Annotated in this window: 21 protein-coding genes; 12 read left to right on the plus strand and 9 right to left on the minus strand. The window is 57.6% G+C overall.

The genetic code is table 11. The features are described 5' to 3' along the window. Positions 1-4: 4 nt before the first annotated feature. From PYK22_RS00185 to PYK22_RS00205, 5 genes are all read right to left on the minus strand, one after another. Complete coding sequence (locus PYK22_RS00185) at positions 5-2,026, minus strand: glycoside hydrolase family 15 protein (protein WP_041973017.1); 2,022 nt, start codon at positions 2,024-2,026, stop codon at positions 5-7. Between the two features lie 50 nt (positions 2,027-2,076). Beyond that, on the minus strand, positions 2,077-2,658 hold the full coding sequence (locus tag PYK22_RS16135) for a TlpA family protein disulfide reductase (RefSeq protein WP_157770577.1): 582 nt from the start codon (positions 2,656-2,658) through the stop codon (positions 2,077-2,079). Between the two features lie 13 nt (positions 2,659-2,671). Beyond that, positions 2,672-3,250, minus strand: coding sequence for a TlpA family protein disulfide reductase (locus tag PYK22_RS00195; protein WP_060635157.1), 579 nt, complete (start codon positions 3,248-3,250; stop codon positions 2,672-2,674). Between the two features lie 225 nt (positions 3,251-3,475). After that, entirely contained in the window at positions 3,476-3,682 is a 207-nt protein-coding gene (locus PYK22_RS18225; protein WP_083437464.1) for a DNA gyrase inhibitor YacG, read from the minus strand. A 38-nt stretch (positions 3,683-3,720) separates the two neighbouring features. Next, positions 3,721-4,431: a Crp/Fnr family transcriptional regulator gene (locus tag PYK22_RS00205; protein WP_041973023.1), complete on the minus strand. Its 711-nt coding sequence runs from the start codon at positions 4,429-4,431 to the stop codon at positions 3,721-3,723. 217 nt (positions 4,432-4,648) lie between these two features. On the opposite strand from PYK22_RS00205, the gene PYK22_RS00210 reads away from it, so the two are divergent. From PYK22_RS00210 to PYK22_RS17395, 3 genes are all read left to right on the plus strand, one after another. Continuing rightward, on the plus strand, positions 4,649-5,584 hold the full coding sequence (locus PYK22_RS00210; RefSeq protein WP_041973026.1) for a GGDEF domain-containing response regulator: 936 nt from the start codon (positions 4,649-4,651) through the stop codon (positions 5,582-5,584). 18 nt (positions 5,585-5,602) lie between these two features. Further along, positions 5,603-6,544 carry a hypothetical protein gene (locus tag PYK22_RS00215; protein ID WP_041973029.1) on the plus strand — a complete coding sequence of 314 codons (942 nt, stop codon included), beginning with the start codon at positions 5,603-5,605 and terminating at the stop codon, positions 6,542-6,544. 153 nt (positions 6,545-6,697) lie between these two features. Further along, the gene (locus PYK22_RS17395) at positions 6,698-6,868 is read left to right on the plus strand and encodes a toxin-antitoxin system protein (protein WP_099606146.1); all 171 of its coding nucleotides are present in this window, start codon (positions 6,698-6,700) and stop codon (positions 6,866-6,868) included. 532 nt (positions 6,869-7,400) lie between these two features. On the opposite strand, the gene PYK22_RS00225 is transcribed toward PYK22_RS17395, so the two are convergent. After that, complete coding sequence (locus PYK22_RS00225; RefSeq protein ID WP_041973035.1) at positions 7,401-7,907, minus strand: hypothetical protein; 507 nt, start codon at positions 7,905-7,907, stop codon at positions 7,401-7,403. Between the two features lie 682 nt (positions 7,908-8,589). Between PYK22_RS00225 and PYK22_RS00235 the strand changes: the two genes are divergently transcribed. The 9 genes from PYK22_RS00235 to PYK22_RS00275 all read left to right on the plus strand — a co-directional run bounded on the left by PYK22_RS00235 (position 8,590) and on the right by PYK22_RS00275 (position 16,915). Further along, positions 8,590-9,018, plus strand: a complete 429-nt coding sequence (locus tag PYK22_RS00235; protein ID WP_041973041.1) for a hypothetical protein — start codon at positions 8,590-8,592, stop codon at positions 9,016-9,018. Between the two features lie 147 nt (positions 9,019-9,165). Beyond that, the gene (locus PYK22_RS00240) at positions 9,166-10,305 is read left to right on the plus strand and encodes a Druantia anti-phage system protein DruA (protein WP_060635158.1); all 1,140 of its coding nucleotides are present in this window, start codon (positions 9,166-9,168) and stop codon (positions 10,303-10,305) included. Then, positions 10,302-11,480, plus strand: a complete 1,179-nt coding sequence (locus tag PYK22_RS00245) for a DNA double-strand break repair nuclease NurA (protein WP_041973520.1) — start codon at positions 10,302-10,304, stop codon at positions 11,478-11,480. The genes PYK22_RS00240 and PYK22_RS00245 overlap by 4 nt, the downstream gene beginning before the upstream one ends. A 3-nt stretch (positions 11,481-11,483) precedes the next feature. After that, entirely contained in the window at positions 11,484-13,283 is a 1,800-nt protein-coding gene (locus PYK22_RS00250) for an ATP-binding protein (RefSeq protein WP_041973047.1), read from the plus strand. Positions 13,284-13,298: 15 nt separating this feature from the next. Then, positions 13,299-13,769, plus strand: coding sequence for an ATP-binding protein (locus PYK22_RS00255; RefSeq protein ID WP_041973050.1), 471 nt, complete (start codon positions 13,299-13,301; stop codon positions 13,767-13,769). Between the two features lie 12 nt (positions 13,770-13,781). Beyond that, entirely contained in the window at positions 13,782-14,306 is a 525-nt protein-coding gene (locus PYK22_RS00260; RefSeq protein WP_041973053.1) for a ComF family protein, read from the plus strand. Then, a complete protein-coding gene (locus PYK22_RS00265) occupies positions 14,303-14,854 on the plus strand; it encodes a hypothetical protein (RefSeq protein ID WP_041973055.1) in 552 nt (183 codons plus the stop codon). The genes PYK22_RS00260 and PYK22_RS00265 overlap by 4 nt, the downstream gene beginning before the upstream one ends. A 108-nt stretch (positions 14,855-14,962) precedes the next feature. Then, positions 14,963-15,982, plus strand: a complete 1,020-nt coding sequence (locus tag PYK22_RS00270; protein ID WP_041973058.1) for a methyltransferase — start codon at positions 14,963-14,965, stop codon at positions 15,980-15,982. 348 nt (positions 15,983-16,330) lie between these two features. Continuing rightward, a complete protein-coding gene (locus PYK22_RS00275) occupies positions 16,331-16,915 on the plus strand; it encodes an O-methyltransferase (protein ID WP_041973060.1) in 585 nt (194 codons plus the stop codon). 754 nt (positions 16,916-17,669) lie between these two features. Here the strand turns inward: PYK22_RS00275 and PYK22_RS18125 are convergent. The 3 genes from PYK22_RS18125 to PYK22_RS00290 form a co-directional block, all read right to left on the minus strand. After that, positions 17,670-17,804, minus strand: coding sequence for a hypothetical protein (locus PYK22_RS18125; protein ID WP_268871514.1), 135 nt, complete (start codon positions 17,802-17,804; stop codon positions 17,670-17,672). A 486-nt stretch (positions 17,805-18,290) separates the two neighbouring features. After that, the gene (locus tag PYK22_RS16140) at positions 18,291-19,316 is read right to left on the minus strand and encodes a site-2 protease family protein (protein ID WP_157770579.1); all 1,026 of its coding nucleotides are present in this window, start codon (positions 19,314-19,316) and stop codon (positions 18,291-18,293) included. A gap of 173 nt (positions 19,317-19,489) precedes the next feature. Beyond that, complete coding sequence (locus PYK22_RS00290; RefSeq protein WP_041973066.1) at positions 19,490-19,759, minus strand: HU family DNA-binding protein; 270 nt, start codon at positions 19,757-19,759, stop codon at positions 19,490-19,492. Between the last annotated feature and the right edge of the window lie 65 nt (positions 19,760-19,824).

Here is a 19,824-nt window from a genome sequence, read left to right on the forward strand (position 1 = left end):
CGATTTAAGATGGCGCGCGCTTTCGCGCCCGACGGTCGTACTGAAATAGAGGCCGCCCGCAAGTCGCGCAAGACTCCATCAATTCGAGGCGACGCAGATACGTTATCACAGTCGCTACGAACGTCGAATGCGACCACGTGAGCGGCGAGACCGATAGCGGATCGCCGGTCAAAGGATGCACCTGTTCGGCTAGAACGCCGGACGGAAGAGCGCGTTTGACGACCCAATGCAGCAACCAAAGAGTCGCCTCCAGCTCTTCGCGCGTGCGTGCCGTAGCGATCTTGTAGTCGGCTAACCACAGCGTGCAGATGAACCAGGGATTGCCGGGGACGCCCTCCGCGACGCGCATGTAGCCATCACCTTCATAGCGCGCCAGACCGCCGACCTCGGTCTTCACCCAGAGGCGTTCTTCGACGGCACGCATCGTGGCTTTGACCTCCGCCGAATCCGGCGCGAATGGGCCGAAATAAAAGACGCCGAAAAGCGAAGCGTCAACCGTCGAATCGGTTTCCCATCCGCCGTCAGTGGTCGGCATGAGCGCGCGCGCGAAGCGACCCTCAGATGGGAGATAGAGCCGAGCGCGCATCGCCTCGCGGACTTCCATCGCCGCTTGCGCGTAACGCGCGGCGCGCTCCGCTTCGCCGAAAAGCGCGGCGAAGCGGGCGGCGGCGCGCAATCCGCCGTAGACGGTCGCGCACGTGAACGTGTGAATCCCTCTTCGGTCTTCCCACAGATTCCACGATGGGAGCGGCAGCTTGGTCACAGGATCGCGGAAGCGTTCGAGAAAGTCGGCGGCGCGGACGATCAGCTTTTCGTAGAGCGCTTTGATGAATTCGATATCGCGGAACTCATCGTAATGCTGCCACAAAGCCCACAGCACGAGCGCCGTTTCATCCTCTTGGATGGGAGCCAAGCGTTGCCGCGTATGCGGATCCCACCACGCATGCCAACTCGAGGCGAGCGATCCATCGGGCCCATATTTTTGCAGAAAGTATCCCTTGTCGGTAAGGATGCGCCCGCAAAAATCGAAGAAGGAACGGGTCAGATTGGAATATCCGGCTAGATCGAGCGCTTGAGCGACGAAAGCGCCGTCGCGCGGCCACATGTAACTGTAGTGGTCGGTCGCGCGCGTGACGACGTCGGAATCGTTAGCCGCGATGATCGCCCCGCCGTTGTCTATCTGCGTGCGCGCGATGAGCAGTGAACGTTTGAAGAGATCGACGATCTCATCGGGCAGATCGCCAAAACTTATCTCGTTCTTGTTGACCCACGCGCGCCAATAATTCCGCGTGCGCTCGAGCATACCTTGCGGCGTGCGCGTGCGCACCAGTTCGTTCAAGCGCGCGACTTCGCGGTACGAAGTTCCGGCGGCGATCCAATAGTGCATCGTCGTCGAGCCATGTGGCGGCAGCTCGAGCGTTCGCCCGATGGTGGAATCGACCGAGCCTTCGGTGATCGCCGATTGCGATAGAAGTCCGTCTTCGGCATCGCGCCACGTCCCTTCCGCTCCGCGAAAAGCCTTGCGTCCAGTGGCGAAACTTTCAACACCTTCGACCCCATCGGTCGAGATCAGGAAATAGCGCTGTCCTTTGTAATGGATGATCGAGAGCGTGTCCGGATCGAAATAGGCTGTGTCGCCGACCTCGGTCTCCGAGATATAGAAATCGTGGTGGAAGAAGAGTCTCACCGTGCGGGCAGAGGCCGCAAGATTTCGCACCTCGATGCGGCGCAGCAGGACGTTCTCTTGGTGATCGACCGCATCGTGCGCGATGATCTCGAGAGCGAGCGCTTCGTTACGTAGATTGACATCCGTGACGAGCGTTTCCGGTTGGTAACGCAACGTGCGCTCCCAGCCGCCGTCGCTGATCCAAGAGAACTGGCCATCGGCCCAGACGCCGAAACGAAACGGATGGCCTTCGGAATGGTTCTCTTTCCCGACGAAAGGGAAATAGATGTCACGTATCCGATAGAGTTCATCGAATGTGACCAACAACGTGCCGTTGCCTATGGGGATGTCGCGTGGCATGAATTAGCGGAAGATCGCTTGATGAAGTGATTGCCGTTTGAGCGACTGGCTCATTTCGAGTTCGTCAAGTACTTGACGATCGTTTGCTCGATCTGCTCTTTGTCTTTCTCCTCCCAAGCGCTGAACCGCGCGACGAGGCGCCCATCGTAACCGAATAGCACGGCTTGCGGCACGCCATAGCGGCCATCGGGCAACGGCGTCAAATAGAGTCTGATCAACTCCGACGGCGTCCAGACGACATCGTTTTCGATCCCCGCGTTGCGCACGTACTTCTCCACCTCGCCACGATCAACATACGGGTTGTTCGCGCACATGTTGATGACGATCAGTCCGCGTTCGCGATACCTTTTGGCTAGTTCAGCGACGAATGGCGCGTGAGCTTGGCAGTGCGGACAGGTCGCGCTGAAGAAGTCGAGCAGTACGACGTGTCCGCGCAAACTCGAAAGGCGCAGCGTCGTGCCTTTCAAGGTCTCGAGTTCATAATCCGGCACGCCCGTCACGCTCCCCGAAGGATCATCGGCGCGCGGCAATTGGTCGGCTTGGTCGATCGCCGCAAGGGCGCACAGACCTAAACCGAATACGGCGATCATGCTGACGAGCGCGTAAATTATGGTTCGATAGAAGCGCAACATCTCTCCTCTCATCCTAAGTTGCGGCGAGCGCCTCTCGAATCGCGCGCTCGAGCTCCTGTGCGGTCGAAGGATCATACCCGATGAACCGGCGAACCAATCGCCCATGACGATCGAAGACGAAAGTTTGCGGGATGCGCGTATCGTCGGCGAAGAACAGATCGCTCATCCCTTCATCTGGATAGCCTAGATCATACTGGATTCCGAACTCGCGGACGAAATCGGCGATTTGGAAACGATCCTCCGGTCCTCCAACGTTCAACCCGACGATGCGTAAACCTTGCGGCCCATAGCGACGCTGCAACTCGACAAGCTGCGGAACGCTCTCACGGCACGGGCCGCACCAGGTCGCGTAGAAATCGAGAACCAGAACTCGGCCCGTCTGCTCACCTAAAGTCTCGCGATTCCCATCGAGCAAGGTCCAACCATGTTGGCCCGCCTCAAGCGTTTGGCTGAGAGGCAGAGGCAGGCCTGTACGCGGCGGTGACGATCCCTGCGGCGTCGCGCCGCCTCTGTTTGCCGTGCTGCAGCCCGAAACGAGCGCCGCGAATGCCAGCAACAGCGCGAAGCCTCTTTGTCTGTGGATGTGGCTCATGATCAGCGCTTGTTTATTTATACAACAAAGAGGCGCGGAGTCAACGCGGCACAGATCTTCTCCTGCGACGGCGAGATGCGGCAGAAGATGCGGTCTTCAGCATTAACGCGGTACGGACCTTCTCTCGCGACGGCCTTAGCGCTTGCGGGCGCCTTCAGCGTTTTGCGCAGGTGGGCGGCTAATTGTATTGCGAAGGGGCGTCAAGAGCCGACGATATATCGCAAACTAATCGTGAGCGTCTTCACGTGTTGCAAGGTCCTCTTTAATGCTCTTTTCATCGGAGCGCTCCTCCTCCGCCGGGAGCGCGTAATCTTCGTCTATCCAGTGGCCGAAATCTATTAACTTACACCGTTCCGAGCAGAACGGCCTGAAGGGGTTATCTTGCCATTGGGTCGGTTTGCCGCAGATCGGGCATTTGATTTGAGTGGTCACGGACGGCTTTGCACCTCACCCGATTTCGCCATCGGCTCTTATGAGGCCGCTGTGGCGTAAGGGCGTTTAAGAATGATCTTGCGATCGACGATATCGATGATACCGGCTCGCCGCATGGCGTTCAAACGGACGGTGACGCTTTCGCGCGTCGAGCCGACGATCGAGGCGAGTTCGCGGTGCGGCAACGCGATATCGATCAAGACGCCGTCTCCGGCTGGGCGGCCATATCTTTTCGATAATTCGAAGAGGAGCTTTTCGAGTCGTTCCTGTACGGCGTCGAGCGCGAAATCGGCCATGCGCCTTTCCGCTTGCATCAGACGTTGACCAATGAGGCGGAAGGTGTAATCATAAAGCTCTCTGGATGCCCCCATCGCTTGGCGGAAGTCCTCGACGGGGAGACGGAGCAAGCGGACATTCTCATATGCGACAGCGCACTTCTCGCGTTCACCCGTCGTATAGAGCGCTGACTCGCCAAAGAGGGCACCGGCCCCGATGATGTCGATAACCGCTTCGCGCCCTGTACCCTCTTCAAAGTGAGAGAGTTTGACTCGTCCGCGTGCGATCGCGAAAAGCGCATCGGCAGGGTCCCCGATGCGGTAGATGAAACGGCGGCGACGGTAATCGACGACGCTGGAAGCGGCGGCGAGATTCAGCACGATCTCTTCGCTGAGTCCAGCGCCGAACTCGCATTGGCGAATCAATTGCGCGCGATCCGAGACGGAGAAGTTATGCCGCGTTCGACGTGCCATGTTGCTCGTCTTTCTCGATCCGGGATTTGCCAGCATCGGCGTATGCAAAAGCGGTCGAAAAAATTCGCCCATGGAGGCGCGAGGCGTTATAAGGGGTGGCGAAACTCAGGCGCGTAGACTTCATGCGCGCTCGCGCAACCTCAAGATCGAAGCTGAACTCTAACATGAAGGCGCGAACTCACGCAAGAGGCCCAAAATGGTTAGGATAGGGTAAGGTATGGTCAGCAAATTCAAGGTGCTTGTCGCTGAGGATGATCGGGATAAACGTCAACTGCTCACCATCGCTTTAGAGAGAGAAGGATACGAGGTATGCGCCGTCGATGATGGGCTCGAAGCGTTGCGCGCCGTCGAAACCTTCCAGCCCGATCTCATCATCACGGACGTGATCATGCCGCAGTTGGACGGCTACGAGCTCGCCAGGCGGTTGCGGGAGAACCCACAGACCCGCTTCATCCCGATCATCATTCAGACCGCGGCGCGATGGGATGCGAACGATATGCGGCGGGGCGCGGAAGTTGGCGCGCTCGGTTACGTGACCGATCCAACCGACCTCAGCCTGTTGCTGGCGCATGCGCGGACTCTGCTCGAATTCAAAGAGTACCTCGATAGCTGCGAGGAGGCGGCTTTCACCGACCATCTGACCGGTTTGGCGAACCGACGCCGTTTCGAACGGCAGCTAGCGCGCGAGGTCGCACGTACACGCCGCTATGGACACCCTTTCTGCCTGCTTATGATCGACATTGACCATTTCAAAGAGATCAACGACACTTTTGGACATGTCACGGGCGATGCGGTCATACGTCAGGTGGCCAGGATTTTGCAATCCAGCACCCGTGGGATAGATGTCGCGGCACGCATCGGCGGTGACGAATTCGCCGTGATCTTGCCGGAGACGAGGTTCGAGGCTGGTTTGGATGTCGCTGAGAGGTTGCGGCAGGCGATCAAAAGCACGAAGATGTCGAGCGAGGTCGAGACAGTGACGGCGAGCTTCGGGATCGCTGAATTCCCAGCGTCGGCAGAGGATGAGGTCGAACTTTTCAGGCGCGCTGACGCCGCTTTATATGAAGCTAAGCGGAATGGGCGAGACTGCGTCAAGGCGGCTCCCAAGCGGGGCGAACAGAACTGGGCCGACAGGTCGAGCGTATTATGCTGATGGCGAAAGGAGCGCAAGATGGCCGAATATCGTGAGCGGATCGAGCAGTGGCGGGAGCTCGCACGCCGTAAAGCGCGCGAGCTCGATGAAAAGTATCGCATCAAAGAGCGCGTCGAAGAGGGGGCGCGAGTCGCCCAGGAGGCCGCGCGCCGTGGCGCTGAGAGGTTGCAAACAGAAGCCGCGCGCCTCGACGATGAATACGATGTGCGCGAGCGCGCGCGCCGCGCCGCCGAGCGCGCAACGCAGACGATGCGGGACGCCAGTCGGCAATTCAGATCGGCCCGGCGAACCGCGAGCTCGCATGCCGAGCAGTTTTGGGGAAAGGCTCAAAGCTACTATGAGCGCGCTTCTCGCGCTTATGACGCGAGCGCGCGTGTGGCGCGTGCGACGACTTTGACTGCTGGCGGATTGGCTCGTCTGCGTCGCTGGGCGCGTCGCCACCCGCAGGAAGCGGTGATGGTTTCGCTCTCGCTCGTGACCGGAGTTCGCTTGGGCAACGCTTTCCCCGCGCTCGATGGCCTCTTGCTGGGCGCACATCCACACTGGTTTACGCATTCGGCTTTGCCTATCTATGCGCTCCGTAAGATCGGCGCGAAGTTTGACGATTATCTGCGCGAACGAGAGCGTTTGATCGAACTCGGCAAGCTGTCGGAAGCTGAACGACAACGTGTTGAATTCGAACGGCAGATGGTCCGTCTGGTCGGCGCGCCATTATTGGGCGCGTTCAGTTGCGCCGCGGGAGTGGCGATGTGGATACAGATCTTTCGCCCGGGACACATCGCGGGCGCTCCGATCAGTTGGCTGCTCGGCGGGAATCCGATCCTCGAAACGATCTGGCTGTTCGGAAACGGCGTCGTCTGTATACAACAGGGGGCCAAATTCTTCGTCATGGCGTTAGATCGAAAAGATGCCGAACGGTTGACCGCTGCGCTTGAGCGTTATGCGCCGCCGGTCCAATGAGGGAATCAATAAAAAAACGCCACGCAGTTGATGGTGGATCAGATTGAACTCATCTCGGTGCCAATGAAGGAATCGAATAAAAACCGCCACTCCAGTGCGGATCAGCGTGCGCGAGAGAGAGATTGGCGCAGATCGCTAGGGAAGAGGGGAAGCATGGCAGCCCAGTTGGAAGAGTTGGTAGAACGGGAGCGCCGCCAGCGTCTGATTGAGCGTGCTAACGATGCCTATGCGCGGCTGCGCGCCGACGAAAAGGCCTGGCGGGAATGGCAGCAGGAGTTGGCCGCATGGGATGCAACGCTGGCTGATGGATTGGAAGAAGATTGATGGCTGACAGGCTATGCGGCGTGATATGGTACGTCGATTTGGATCCCACAGTTGGGCATGAGGAGCAATGGGATTAGAAGCTCGCGCTGTTCTCCCGCTACTGCTGTTCTCGCGCATGAGGAGCGGTGGGATTAGAAATTCGCCGCCCATTGATTGTCGCTTCCCTTACTTCCAACGGATTACTCGACGCAACGCTTCGGTTGCGTAAAGCGGCCCACTGTCGCTTCCTTTGCTTCCAATCCCAAATACCCTCTAACTCAGCCCTCTTTCCGGCAAAATTCAATCGCTCCGTCACCACTGGCCTTTTGTAGAACGACAGGCAACCGCGATTTCAACTAGCCTTCACTCAGAGTTGGATGAAAAACTGCTTCTGTTTTCGAGTTCGCGCCACGACAATGTCCGCTGCGCTATGGTTCGTTCAGCAAAGCAGCGCTTTGATCTGTGGCTACGCGCCGATCTTGAGATTAAATCGTCTCTCGCTTCGTTCCGCCGGCGATCGAACCTGCGGCTTTATCGCAGTGCGCGCCGCTTGTCAGCGAGTCGTCTGTTTGATCTTGCCTTCGAGTTCCAGCAGATTGACGAGTTGCTGGACCAGCGGGCGATAGGTTGAGTTCTCCAGATGTTCGACGAATGAGGTGTGGTAACGTCCGGCGCGTAACTGCTCTTCGATCCAGCGGCCTTCGCGGAGCAAGACCCACAGGTTATGGGTTGCGCGGTTGTGAAAACCACGCGCCCCCTGCGCTTTGAGGCCCGCGATCGACGCGCGCTGGCAGGCGGGGCAGGCGCAATCGAGCAGGCGCTTCTTCTCCTGTGGGCTGAGTTCGCGCCCTTTCCACGATCCAAGCGGGGCGACCACGCGCTCGCCGCTACCGGGCAGTTGAATATGGCCGCGCGGTTGCGCCACTTGCTGGAGATGGGCGAGCGGGAAGTTGAAGCGTTCTTGACTCATCTCGCCCTGAAAGGTTTCCGCGCCATCAGTTCGATTGACGGCCTTATGTAAGTTGAAGCGTTCTTGACGCACCTCGCCCTGAAAGAGCACCTCAGCAGCTCAACAACCAAGCGCTCTCGGCGCTGCTTCTCTTGTACCGTCACGCTTTTGACCGCGAGCTTGATGCTCTCAGCAACGTGCTTCGCGCGCGCTAGCCAACACGGCTACCCATCGTTCTGACTCGTGAGGAGGTCAAGACAGTTCTGAGCCGCCTACACGGCGACAAGTGGCCGATGGCGTCGTTGATATATGGTGCAGGGCTACTGGAATGCTTGCGACTGCGGGTTCAGGAATTGACTTTGCTCGAAACGAGATCACGGTTCGGGGTGGCAAAGGTGGAAAAGACCACATGACGATGTTGTCTGAGTCGGTCAAAGCGCCGCTCCAGGAGTATCTCCGAAAAGTCAAAGCCATTCACGAAAAAGACCTGCGCGATGGGTGTGGGCGCGTACTTTTGCCTGAGGCCTTGACCGTAAATATCCGAATGCCTCAACCGAGTGGCGATGGCAGTGGGTATTCCCATCAGCACGTTGTAAGTGAAGGGACTTGTGGGCGAAACCATCTAACATGACCGAGGGCGGTTCAGAGCATGGTGAATGCCATGAAAACAAAGGACTTGACAAACAAGGCGCCGATGCGTATTCTGCCGCCAATTTGGCGTAATCGTATGTTAGGCGGAAACCAAACAAACAGTAGTTAGGCATCTAAGGCAAGAGCAAAAGGAGGTCTAGTTATGGTACTGGCTCCTGACGATCCAAAACCCGCTCGAATAACGATACGTGAGGCGTATACAAAGATTAGGCAGTGGTTGCAAGTCAACGTAGCTCAATTTGAGGAAAGTCCTCCCGAAGAGGTGAAAGCAGGCGGTATCACAATCGTCCGAGATCTTGCTTCTCACGCCAAAGCTTGTGTTGATTTGGTAAAGAACCTACCGGAAGAAAAAGAGCTTTCAGATCTAGAAATTAGGGCAGTGCTGGCAGAGGTTATTGCAGGGAAACTCGAGTGGGCTTACCACCAATCAGATGGTTCCTACAAAATGGCAGCCTATGCACACGCGGCATTGAAGCAAGCAGGATTGCCGCCGTTTCTTTCGCAGACAGAAAAAGATAAACTTAAGACCAGCAATCTCTATTTTTACCTTTCTCCGCACTTGAGAGAGTGAACGATTGAAATGGTGGTGCAGAATGCCTAACACTTGTTGTGGCTGACCTGCCTCTGCTGGCGCTCCGACGGGCGGCTGAGCATTATCGTTAGGCCGACGGATGTGACCGGCAACCCATGCTAACGAGATGAGGATGTGAATCGATCGGTGAAACTTCGATCCGACGGTGCAGAGCTCCGTGACCGAATTATCCGATCTCTCCGAGCGCAAGGTTTCCGAGTTCGCGACGGAGCCATCCTACCTCCGAAGGAGCTGTCCAAGGAGAGAATCCGCGAGCTTCACAAGACCGCCGTTGAGCATCGGATCGAGCGGGCTCGGGACAGTCTATTTCGAGCAGAGAAGGATCTCCTGCGCTACATCGCATCGGGACACGAGGTTGTTCCTTCGCGGATTTCTCCCCGCTTGGTGGAGGTGCTGCCAGGCTCGGAGGAAGAACTTCTATTCCGCTATGCAAGTCTACATTGGAGTATTCCGGTCTCGTCGGGTTACGGACGCCGTTTGCGGTTCCTTGTCCTTGACGATCACAATGGAAAGTTGATCGGTCTGATCGGATTGGGTGATCCGGTCTTTAGTCTTCAGCCACGGGATGCATGGATCGGATGGACGTCTTCCGAACGTAAGAAGCGCTTGGCGAACGTAATGGATGCCTTCGTGTTGGGAGCGGTGCCACCCTACTCTTTTCTCTTGTGCGGAAAGCTCGTGGCGATGCTGGCCGCAAGCGACACGGTCCGCCGTGCATTCAGAAGAAAGTACGGAGGCGTACGTTCTGTCATCCGACGCAAGGTGCATGATGGCCGTCTGGCGCTGATCACGACGACGTCGGCTCTTGGTCGGTCCTCTGTCTATAACAGGCTACGTCTCGGGGATAGACTTCTCTATCAGAGCGTGGGCTTCACCAAGGGCTTCGGTGAATTTCACTTTTCCAACGGCCTATACGGAGCCATCACCGAGTTTGTAGAGAAACACTGTGAGCCGACGGCGAAACAAGAACGCTGGGGGGTCGGCTTCCGCAATCGCCGGGAAGTAATTCGAAAATGCCTTCGCGCGCTTGGGCTGTCAAGCGACTGGCTTTACCACGGGATCAAACGGGAAGTTTTTGTCATCCCGCTCGCGCGCAATTGCCGGGAGTTTCTTCGGGGAGAGCACTCTCGTTTGCAGTGGTATCATCATTCCGAAGCCCAGATTTTTGAATACTTCAGGGATCGGTGGATGCTGCCGAGGGCAGGCCGTGATCAGAGATACCGCACTTTCGAGGCGGAGAGCTATCGACTATGGAGGGCGCCATGACGGCAGGTGGTGAATTCCCTGACCAGACTCCGTTTGCTGATCTGCCAGCTGCCCTCGTCGAAGAGGTGCTGAACCAGACGGCGACGGTGGCGGATGGCCTGCTTGCTTCGTTTCAGAAGATCAGAGAGGATCGCAATGCGCTACGCAAGAAGCTTGAGGAGTCTGGCCTTGTTATCACGGAATCCTCCCTCGGGTATCCGCCGCTGCCGACGACATGCGCAACCGACGGTTCCTACGCGATCGACCGACTTCTCACTATTGACTTGGCCGCGGCGGCAGCGGTGGCCGTGGAAGGTCTCACGCCGCCCTCAGAGAAACGGCATTGGGAACTTCCCCATCACAAGACCTTCATAGCGGCTGAGCCGCACCTCGAAGACACAGCCACCGTTCTCCGTGCAGTCATGCTCGGGGAGGAGCTTCTTTTGTCCACCAGTGCGCCGCATGACGTTGTGATGATCGACGGAACGCTAACGCTGCCTATCATCTACTTTAATCAGGCACTCAATAAAGTACTCGATGCGAAGGAACTTCGTTGTTCCGCGGAGTTCCTCGAGCGCTGCGACAAGTACCTGACCGCCTACCTCGAGCTTTTGCGCTCGGAGCGTTCGGACAAGCATTACATCGCCCTACCAAAGTACTCGACGCGCCGTGAGATCGGCACACGGCTCGGGTGGCCGACGGGCCACGACGACCGTGGGATGCTGACGCTCTTGCTCGACCCGGGCGAGTTCACGACGCCGGTCGAGCTTGAGCACCCGCGCGACAGCGAAGGCCGGGTCACTTGGCATTTGAATACTGGGAATCTCCCAAACGAGAGCAGGAAGAAGGTCCACGATCTCGCGAACGAGATCGTGTTCGCTCTTCAGACGGTGAAGGTGTTCTACTACAAGCCGCACGATTGGCTTCCAGCGCTGCGGGTCGAGGTCGCCGCTAGCGTGGCGTCGAATAAGCATCGGCTGGCGACAGTCGTCCAGGGGCTGAAGCATCAGTGCGCAACACCGTCCATGCTCGAGCCCTACCCGATCTACCTGGCTGACCGCACCGCGAAGGCGCTTGCGCGGGCCATCCCTGCCTTTCGCCAGGTGACCACCCAGCAGGTGTCGGAGCGTTACAACGGCGACATCGGCGAGGTCTTCTTTGCCTTACACGGCTATCGGAGTGAGAGCGGGAGATAAGCCATGACGAACTACCGCAAGAATCTCGATCAGATAGTGGACGAGACCGAACGGCTTGGCGTCGTGGGCTCGCCCTCTTCGACCGCCCAACTCGCTATTGACATCCTCGGTCCGGCTGCCACGCGTAAGCTGGTCGGAGAACTCGCGCTGTTTCGGTTCACTCAGGACACGAGCCCACACTACGCCCTCGGACAGATTACCGAAGTGCAGCTCCGCAATATCTGGCACGAGGATCCAACGATGCGCAGCCTGATCCGCCAGCGCGGGCGTGTGGACGCGGTCAGCGAGCGCCAGGACACGCACCTCGGCCAGATGGTGATCAGCGCGGTCTTTCGCCAGGGCGGACCTGCCGGATACGAGCCGAGCATTCTGGGCACCGTGCCGGCCACAGGCACGCCGATCCATCTCGTGACCGATGATGTCCTAGATGAACTCTTGCACCCCTACAGGGATCAGATCTTCTACCTCGGCCACGTCTACGGCTCAAAACCGAAGCTGCCGCTCTGGTTCAAGCACTTCGACAGCGGGCCGGATGGCGCCGGCGAGGCCTACCACCTCGGCATCTTCGGCAAGACCGGCTCGGGCAAGTCGGTGCTGGCCAAAATGATCCTGCTAGCCTACGCGCGCTACCCGAAGATGGCGCTGCTCGTGATCGACCCGCAGGGAGAATTCGCGAGGGACATGCGCAAGGGAGGGAAGAGCGGCGAATTCGCCCTTCCAGTGGGTGACGTGGTGAGGAAGCTCGGCAAGCACCCGGTGGTGCTCACGGTGCGAAATCTGATTCTCGACCGCTGGGAGCTTTTCGAGCAAATCCTGTTCGAGTCGCAATTCTTCGAGCGGTTGACCGTGCCTAGAGGCGAGAACCGTGAACTAGCCTGTGGCGTGCTGGCCGACAAGCTACAGAAAGCCGGGGTCAAGCTCGCCGATCTGCATGAACGCAAGTCCTTCGACACCGTTTGGAAAATGCTGCAGGATGACAAAGTGCAGAAGGTCTTCTATCGAAGCGAGACTTCGCGAGCCCGTTTTGATAGCGCCCTGCACGAGGCCAATCCCAAAGAGTTTTTCGAAGACTACTGGGTGCCGGTCGCCGAGCTATTCCGCGAGGACCGCTCCGGTGCCAAGAGCATCAACAAAGCCCTGGCGTGGCTGCTCTCGCTCGCTAACGAGGATGGCTCGGACCGTGCTGCCCGGCCGATCCTGGTGATTGACCTTTCGAAGGAGCAGGCTCAGGGGCTATTCTGGAACGACAAGATCCAGGCGCTCGTCATCAAGCGGCTTCTCGATGGTCTCTCCCAGACCGCCGAGTATTTCTACAAAGAGAATCAGAGCCTCAACGCGCTGGTCGTCATCGACGAGGCTCACCGGCTGGCTCCGCGCGAGCTTCCTTCTGAGGACGATGCTGCGAAGGCAGTGCGCAGCGTGCTGATTGACGCCGCCCGCACCACCCGCAAGTACGGTCTCGGCTGGCTCTTCATTAGCCAGACGCTCTCGAGCATCCATCCGGAGATCCTCCAGCAACTGCGCATTTTCTTCTTCGGTTTCGGGCTTGGGCTGGGGCAAGAGTTCCAGTCGCTGCGGCAGCTCGTGGGATCCTCCGGCACCGCGTTGGACCTCTACCAACTCTTCCGCGACCCTCACTCGGCTTTCGACGCGAAGAGCCGCCAGTACTCGTTCATGACCATCGGGCCTGTGAGCCCCCTCTCCTTCTCTGGGAGTCCGCTCTTCTTCAATGCCTTTAACACCGTGGAGGAGTTCCTCAGTGCAAACGGTCTCAGCCCTGACGGAATCCCGGACCCTTCCTAGAAGCGAGCCAGGAACATGGCTAAGCAGAGGACATGCAAACGGATTTCCTTCTGCGTCTACGACCAGACCAAGAAACTGCAACGGCTCGTCCTTGTCAAGCTCCTGAACATCCTTGTGTCGCGGGCGACGTCAAGCTTGAGCACGCAGCAGCGCGCCAACGTACTCGTCTTGCTGGAGAGGCCCACCGTCATGTCCCCAGTGGAAGGTTGGAGGAGGATTCGGAGGCCGATCGGCTCCGCTCCTTGCTTCGCCAGAGCGGTGCGAGAAACACAGAAGTATGGAATCGGCTGGTTCTTCATCAGCCAGACTCTGGGTGGTCTGGACAACGAGATCCTCCAGCAGCTGAGAATCCTCGCCTTCGGATTTGGGCTTGCGATAGGGACGGAGTTCGGCTGCCTCTGCGATTTCGTGGGCGGGGACAAGCGAGCCTTGGAACTCTATCAGTCCTTCTGGAACCCGCAGAGCTTTCCGAGGCGAGACCTCTAGGAGTTCCCGTTCATGGCAGTGGCAGCCAGCAGTGAATTCCTTGGCTACGATGAGTTCGGGCATGAGCAATTCAACACAAAGCGGACAGAAGTGGGAGAATTGGTGTATCGTGTGAAGTACCGGCGGGATCCGAACGCCCTGAAAGAGCTGGTCGATGTGGTGGCGAGGTTTGTCAAATCGAAGAACATCGCCGCAGACGTCATTGTGCCAGTTCCGCCAACGCGCGCTCGTCAGATTCAACCGCTTTTCCAAATCGCCGATGCCTTGGGCGACAAACTGAAGCTTCCGGTCGACAAAACCGCCGTGAAGAAGAGCGGAACGGCAGAACTCAAAGACGTATGGACGCTTGAAGAGCGGGCGCGTATACTTAAGAATGCCATTTCTGTCGACAAGGGCGCAGTTGCTGGGAAGCGAGTATTGCTTATAGACGATCTTGTGCGGTCCGGGGCAACAATCAACGAGGTCGCCAAACAGTTGAAGGCGGCGGGTGTGGACAAACTTTACGTCGTTGTGCTTACAGAGACGAGACGAAAATGAAGAGTGTTTTTGTCGGTGGCTCTCGAAAAGTAAGTCGCCTCAATCTTGATGTCCGGAGGCGACTGGATCGGATTGTGGAGGGACAATTGCGTGTGTTGGTTGGCGATGCCAATGGTGCAGACAAGGCTATTCAAAAGTACTTGAGCGAACGCCAATATCCACATGTGGTTGTGTTTTGCACCGCCAACGAATGCCGAAACAACCTTGGTCACTGGCCGGTCAAATCAATTGAGCCACCCCATAACACAAGAGATTTTGCATTTTTCTCCGCAAAGGATGCGGCTATGGCAAATGAGGCCGATTTTGGCTTCATGCTATGGGATGGAGAGAGTCCGGGTACCATCGTAAATGTTGCGCGCTTGGTTTCAACATCCAAGCCAGTCGTCCTCTACGTCTATCCGCGAAAACTCTTCCTCAACCTGAGGACACGGGCTGACCTCGACAAACTCCTTGGAAACACGCCGGTGCAAGTGGCGGCGAAATTACAAAGGTACATCGTCGAACACGCCCGCGAATTTGCGCGGTCGACAATCTTCGGTTCCACCTAACTATTGATTAGGCGGCATGAGTTCGATTTCGGCTTCTTCGAAAGGGAGTTTATTGGTCCCACCTAACTATTGATTAGGCGGCATCCCAGATGCCGGAGGAGGAGCGCGATGAGCAATCCACAGGGATCGGTGATGGATATTCTTTTCGGGCGATGGCGGAGCCAGATTCTCTACGCCGGCGTCAGGCTTGGGGTCTTCGATGCCCTGGGTGCCGGAGCCAGGACGGCGGATGATGTCGCGTCCGAGCTGCACCTCAGCGGGCCACATACCTACCGGCTGTTGCGTGCCCTCGCCAGCTTGGGGCTTCTGAGCGAGGATCGAAACCGCTCGTTCTCGCTCACGGCTTCCGGTGAATTCTTGCGCGCCGATCACCCGCAGACCCTGCGGGGGATCACGCTGCTGGAGGAAGGCCCGGAACATTACGCCGTCTGGAAGCACTTGTGCGCGATCGTTCGCGAGGGCGGACCGGACGGCTTTGTCCGGGAATTCGGCCAGCCGATCTTTGTCTATGCGGGAGAGGAACCGGGCTACGGAGCGGTCTTCAACGACGCGATGAGCAGTCTCTCGGCCGGAGAAACGGCGATGGTTCTGGAGGCGCTGGCCGCATATGATTTCTCCGCGATCTCGCACGTCTGCGATGTCGGGGGTGGGCACGGCCATCTGCTCTGCAGCTTGCTGGCAAAGCACCCTCATCTTCGAGGTACGGTCTACGAACTGCCGAGCGTCATTGAGCAAAGAGAGTTGCTGTGGGCCGAGAAGATGAACGTCGCCAGCCGCTGCGAATACGTCGCGGGCGATATGTTCACAGAGGTTCCGGCTGCGGACGCGTACCTTTTGAAGCACATCCTTCATGACTGGGACGACGAGGATTGTGTGCGGATCCTCTCGAACATCCGCAAGGCGGCACCGCCGAATGCACGAGTCTTCGTCGCCGAGTACGTGGTGCCTGAACCGGACACTTCGCACTTCGCGAAGCTCTTTGACATTCACATGATGTGCGCGACGGGTGGTCAGGAGCGCACGGAGGAAGAATATGCCGACCTTTTCGAGCGTGCTGGGTGGACGTACTGCACGACGTGGTATCCGCCTTCGAGACTCATGGGGGGCGTGGAGGCCACCAAAGCGTAGCTCGTGCGACCGAGGAAACGCTCTATGGTCCAGCGATCAGTTGTGCCGGGAGCTTGCTTACAACTTTGCTTTGCCGCCTAATAAGCCGATAAAGCTGACGGTCGCCTGCGGCGCCCGCAGCTTATCGGCAAGACGTTGGGAAGCCTACTCTGTGCCCGTTCACAAAGGGAAAATCGTGCCACCAGGGACATTACGTGCTATTCTGCGCGACGCTGAGATTAGCGTTGAAGAGTTTCGCAAATTGCTTTGACAATGGCGCTGTCCAACAAGCGTTTTCCAGCGGACGGCTTCGCTGCGTTCCGCCGCTGAAACGCGAATCGTTCGGCACTTCGCCATTCTAGGAGAACTATGGATGACCGACAGAACTTAAATCCACCTCCTGTGCTCACACAGATTCTACGAGAGTCTGAAGCATTAAACTTCAGAATGGCGTCGGACATGCTCACCGGCTCTTTGTTGCGCACCCTGGCGGCCACCAAACCAGCAGGGAATTTCCTTGAGATCGGCACCGGAACTGGACTCGCTACCGCTTGGCTGCTCAGCGGCATGGATCAGGAATCGCAGTTAATCTCCATCGAGCAAGATGCATCAGTGATTGAAGTTGCAAGGAAGTATTTAGGTGATGATCGGAGAGTCACCTTCTATATAGAGGATGCAGGTCAGTGGCTGGAAAGATTTTCGGATTACCAGTTCGACCTGATCTTTGCAGATGCGTGGCCAGGAAAATACAGTCATTTAGAGAAAGCATTGAGTTTGCTCAAACCGGGCGGAATGTATGTGATAGATGATATGCTGCCGCAACCGAGTTGGCCGGAAGGGCATAGCGCTAAAGTCGAAGCGCTTATCGCGATGTTGGAGCAAAGAAGCGATTTGCTGTTGACGAAGATGGGATGGTCAACGGGGATTATAGTCGCAGTCAAAGTCAGCTTGTAGAGGCACGACGCGCCTAACGACGGCATTAAGCCGACCGCTAATAGCCTTTTATCTGTGCAAGTGCGCGCGGCGGTTTATGCCTTAAGTAGAAGGTAGAGAAGGGAAGTTTGCACGTTCTGCAGCGTGCCATCCCGCAGTCGCTTTCGAACGTTGATTGGCGCTGGCAGCGCCGAGCTATCTTGTCGGTCAATAAACTTATTCTCAAAAACGGCTCATCGAAAAGAGCTGCAGAAATATTCGCGGGATGGCAAACAAGCAGCCGATCTTCGGTCTCACGGGCGGTAACGCCACGAGCGCTTACGAACTGCCCAACGCCCCACACGCGACAACAAGAAAGATGGCCAAGACCAGTTGTATTACGGTGCTCCGCGATCATGTCGGAATAGCTAATAAATGTTTTCATGTTTCGCAAGACCAGTTGTATTACGGTGCTCCGCGATCCCCAGAGATAAGCTAAGGAGCTTTCGTGCCCTCTCTCCACGATCTCAGTTGACAGCGGACATGCGGCGACTGCTTCTGATCTCCTAGGAAGCTTTTCGTATTCATTGTTCTTCACTCTCTGCGCATCGCTGATCTTAGATCTTTCGCGTTCTACTTCCCTTGCGTCCGCTTGCCGTGGATGATCTTATCGACGTCGGCGCTGTTTCTCTCGGGCATGTCGAGCACGCAGCGAGCGCGCTTTGTTTACGCGCGTCCTTGCACTATTGTCGGCGCCGCTTGCGCCGGATGAATTCGTTCGATTAACTCAAAGAACTCACGAATGGTGCGCGTAAGCTGAGCGGGCTTGTTCGCTGATCGACCTGTAGATGAACTGTTTGGCCTGCGCCGCGTCGAATCGGCGAGGCGCCCGTAGCCCAGTCTCTTCCATGATCGACGGCTTGTCGCTCATCTCGTTGCCACCAATCAAGTGATAATCGTTTTGACAGACAGCCACACTGACTGCTTGTCGCTCATCTCGTTGCCATCAATCCAGACAGATCTTCGATCTCGAGTTTGCTGCCGTGCACTGTTTGTCGCTCATCTCCTTGCCGCCAATCCACCTCAACGTCGAAGTGTATTGTCGCAAGCGAGTGACTTCATACACCCGCCAGTTCATGAAACGACTCGGTCAACTGAACCGCACAAAAACGCCCCTTTGCAAAGTTGTTGCTGCACCACGCACTGAAAACTCGCTTTGCGCTGGCTCTCGCCTTCACTTGATCGCGCGGGGTCAGCATACGCGCTTGGATTTGATGCGCATCCGGCAGCAACGTAGAGGCTCCCTCGCTTTATCCTTCAGCTCAGCCGCTCGGGCTGGTCATCGCCGAGCTTGCGAGAGCATTCCCGCAGACCCTCAGACGGAGCGAGCGTCCTTCGCGTTTGGGTTCCCTTCGGATCATCTGATCGTGATCGGGAAGGGTAAGAAACAGAGCGCGAAGATGATCGCGGTGGCGAGCGCGAGCATTATGCGCACCGGCCCGAGGCGATCATCATCTCTCATCACCGGTGGATGCGGTAACTTCAAGATGATGAGCAGAAGGAACGCATAGACGAATCCGCTCGGCGTCCCGTGCCACTCCCAGCCGAGGATCGCGAGCAATAACACGACGAAAAATGCCGCTTTGCCGAACGTCGTGTGAGCGCGTTGACCGAAGAGCGCATAGATGATGTGTCCACCGTCGAGTTGTCCTACCGGCAATAGATTTAAGCTCGTGACGAGCAATCCAAGCCACGCCGCAAAATAGAATGGGTTGATTTCAATCTTCGCCAAGTCGATGCCGATCAACTGGGCCAGCGCGCGAAGTAGCAGCGGGTCGTTGAAGACGATCAAAGTCCCAGGCTCGAAGCTCTGCATCTGAGCCGGTCGAGCGATGAGCGTCCCAATCACGGCGATCGGTATGGCGACGATGAAACCCGCCAGCGGACCGGCGACGGCGATGTCAAAGAGCGCACGCCGTGAGGGGATCGGCGAGCGGATGCGGATGAAAGCCCCGAAAGTGCCGGCGAGAAAGAATGGCGGGGCCGGGATGAAATAGGGGAGCGAGGCTTCAACCCTGTAGGCGCGACAGGCGAAGTAGTGCCCAGCTTCGTGAGCCGTTAGGATCGCCAGCAGCGATCCCGCGAACATTGCCCCTTGGGCCAAGATCGGCGGATGCGAAAGGACATAAGTGATCAACAGCAGGGTCGCTTCAAGATAGTAGCGCGGCAGATAGAGCAGCGTCTCAGCGAGCGAGTTTGGTGTCGGTATGGGCGGCTCTGGTAATTCCTCGATTGAAAGCGTGGCGCCCGCTAGGGTCATGCTGGCCGCCGTGATTAGAAAGAGCAGAATGTGGCGGCTCCAGTCGCGCATGGTGGGGGAGGTGATACGGGGGCGCGCGTAGAGCGGTTCGTATGGCTGGATAGTATGAAGCCTTTCGCTCAAGTCCTCGTTCCCAACTTTACCGCATTAATGATCCGGGTCGCATCCGGCAGGCGATCGATCTGCGGTGATTTCTCCGCTTCATAACGGTGGCGCTTGCGGCCGCTTCGGTCGAGCGTAGGCCCCGACTTCCCGGATCTCCACTAGCGACGAGCGTCCGAGCCTCTTCCTCACGCTCAACCCCGCATTTGCAGCTCTTTCCCGGGTTTAAAGCGGATCGTCTTGCCCGAGGGGATGGCGACCGCTTCGCCCGTGCGCGGATTGCGTCCGATGCCGCGTTTTCGCGGCTTGACGACGAAGACGCCGAAGCCGCGCAGTTCGATCCTTTCGCCGCGCGCGAGCGCTTCCTTCATCGAATTGAAGAGGGCATCGACGGCCTGCTCCGCTTTCATCTTGGGAACGCCGGTGCGCTCGGCGACACGGTTGACGATGTCGAGTTTGATCATCTCTTAAGCTTCTCCAGAAGGGACTTCAGTCGGTCTCACAGCCAAAACTCGGCATATCCTTGCGC

This window comes from Pyrinomonas methylaliphatogenes (assembly GCF_000820845.2).
Lineage (GTDB): Bacteria > Acidobacteriota > Blastocatellia > Pyrinomonadales > Pyrinomonadaceae > Pyrinomonas > Pyrinomonas methylaliphatogenes.

Excerpts from the sequence above, each read along its gene's own strand:
- PYK22_RS00185 (WP_041973017.1), bottom strand. The coding sequence starts at position 2,026 with ATGCCACGCGACATCCCCATAGGCAACGGCACGTTGTTGGTCACATTC.
- PYK22_RS16135 (WP_157770577.1), bottom strand. The coding sequence starts at position 2,658 with ATGTTGCGCTTCTATCGAACCATAATTTACGCGCTCGTCAGCATGATC.
- PYK22_RS00195 (WP_060635157.1), bottom strand. The coding sequence starts at position 3,250 with ATGAGCCACATCCACAGACAAAGAGGCTTCGCGCTGTTGCTGGCATTC.
- PYK22_RS00205 (WP_041973023.1), bottom strand. The coding sequence starts at position 4,431 with ATGGCACGTCGAACGCGGCATAACTTCTCCGTCTCGGATCGCGCGCAA.
- PYK22_RS00210 (WP_041973026.1), top strand. The coding sequence starts at position 4,649 with ATGGTCAGCAAATTCAAGGTGCTTGTCGCTGAGGATGATCGGGATAAA.
- PYK22_RS00215 (WP_041973029.1), top strand. The coding sequence starts at position 5,603 with ATGGCCGAATATCGTGAGCGGATCGAGCAGTGGCGGGAGCTCGCACGC.
- PYK22_RS17395 (WP_099606146.1), top strand. The coding sequence starts at position 6,698 with ATGGCAGCCCAGTTGGAAGAGTTGGTAGAACGGGAGCGCCGCCAGCGT.
- PYK22_RS00235 (WP_041973041.1), top strand. The coding sequence starts at position 8,590 with ATGGTACTGGCTCCTGACGATCCAAAACCCGCTCGAATAACGATACGT.
- PYK22_RS00245 (WP_041973520.1), top strand. The coding sequence starts at position 10,302 with ATGACGGCAGGTGGTGAATTCCCTGACCAGACTCCGTTTGCTGATCTG.
- PYK22_RS00250 (WP_041973047.1), top strand. The coding sequence starts at position 11,484 with ATGACGAACTACCGCAAGAATCTCGATCAGATAGTGGACGAGACCGAA.
- PYK22_RS00255 (WP_041973050.1), top strand. The coding sequence starts at position 13,299 with ATGGCTAAGCAGAGGACATGCAAACGGATTTCCTTCTGCGTCTACGAC.
- PYK22_RS00260 (WP_041973053.1), top strand. The coding sequence starts at position 13,782 with ATGGCAGTGGCAGCCAGCAGTGAATTCCTTGGCTACGATGAGTTCGGG.
- PYK22_RS00265 (WP_041973055.1), top strand. The coding sequence starts at position 14,303 with ATGAAGAGTGTTTTTGTCGGTGGCTCTCGAAAAGTAAGTCGCCTCAAT.
- PYK22_RS00270 (WP_041973058.1), top strand. The coding sequence starts at position 14,963 with ATGAGCAATCCACAGGGATCGGTGATGGATATTCTTTTCGGGCGATGG.
- PYK22_RS00275 (WP_041973060.1), top strand. The coding sequence starts at position 16,331 with ATGGATGACCGACAGAACTTAAATCCACCTCCTGTGCTCACACAGATT.
- PYK22_RS18125 (WP_268871514.1), bottom strand. The coding sequence starts at position 17,804 with ATGAGCGACAAGCCGTCGATCATGGAAGAGACTGGGCTACGGGCGCCT.
- PYK22_RS00290 (WP_041973066.1), bottom strand. The coding sequence starts at position 19,759 with ATGATCAAACTCGACATCGTCAACCGTGTCGCCGAGCGCACCGGCGTT.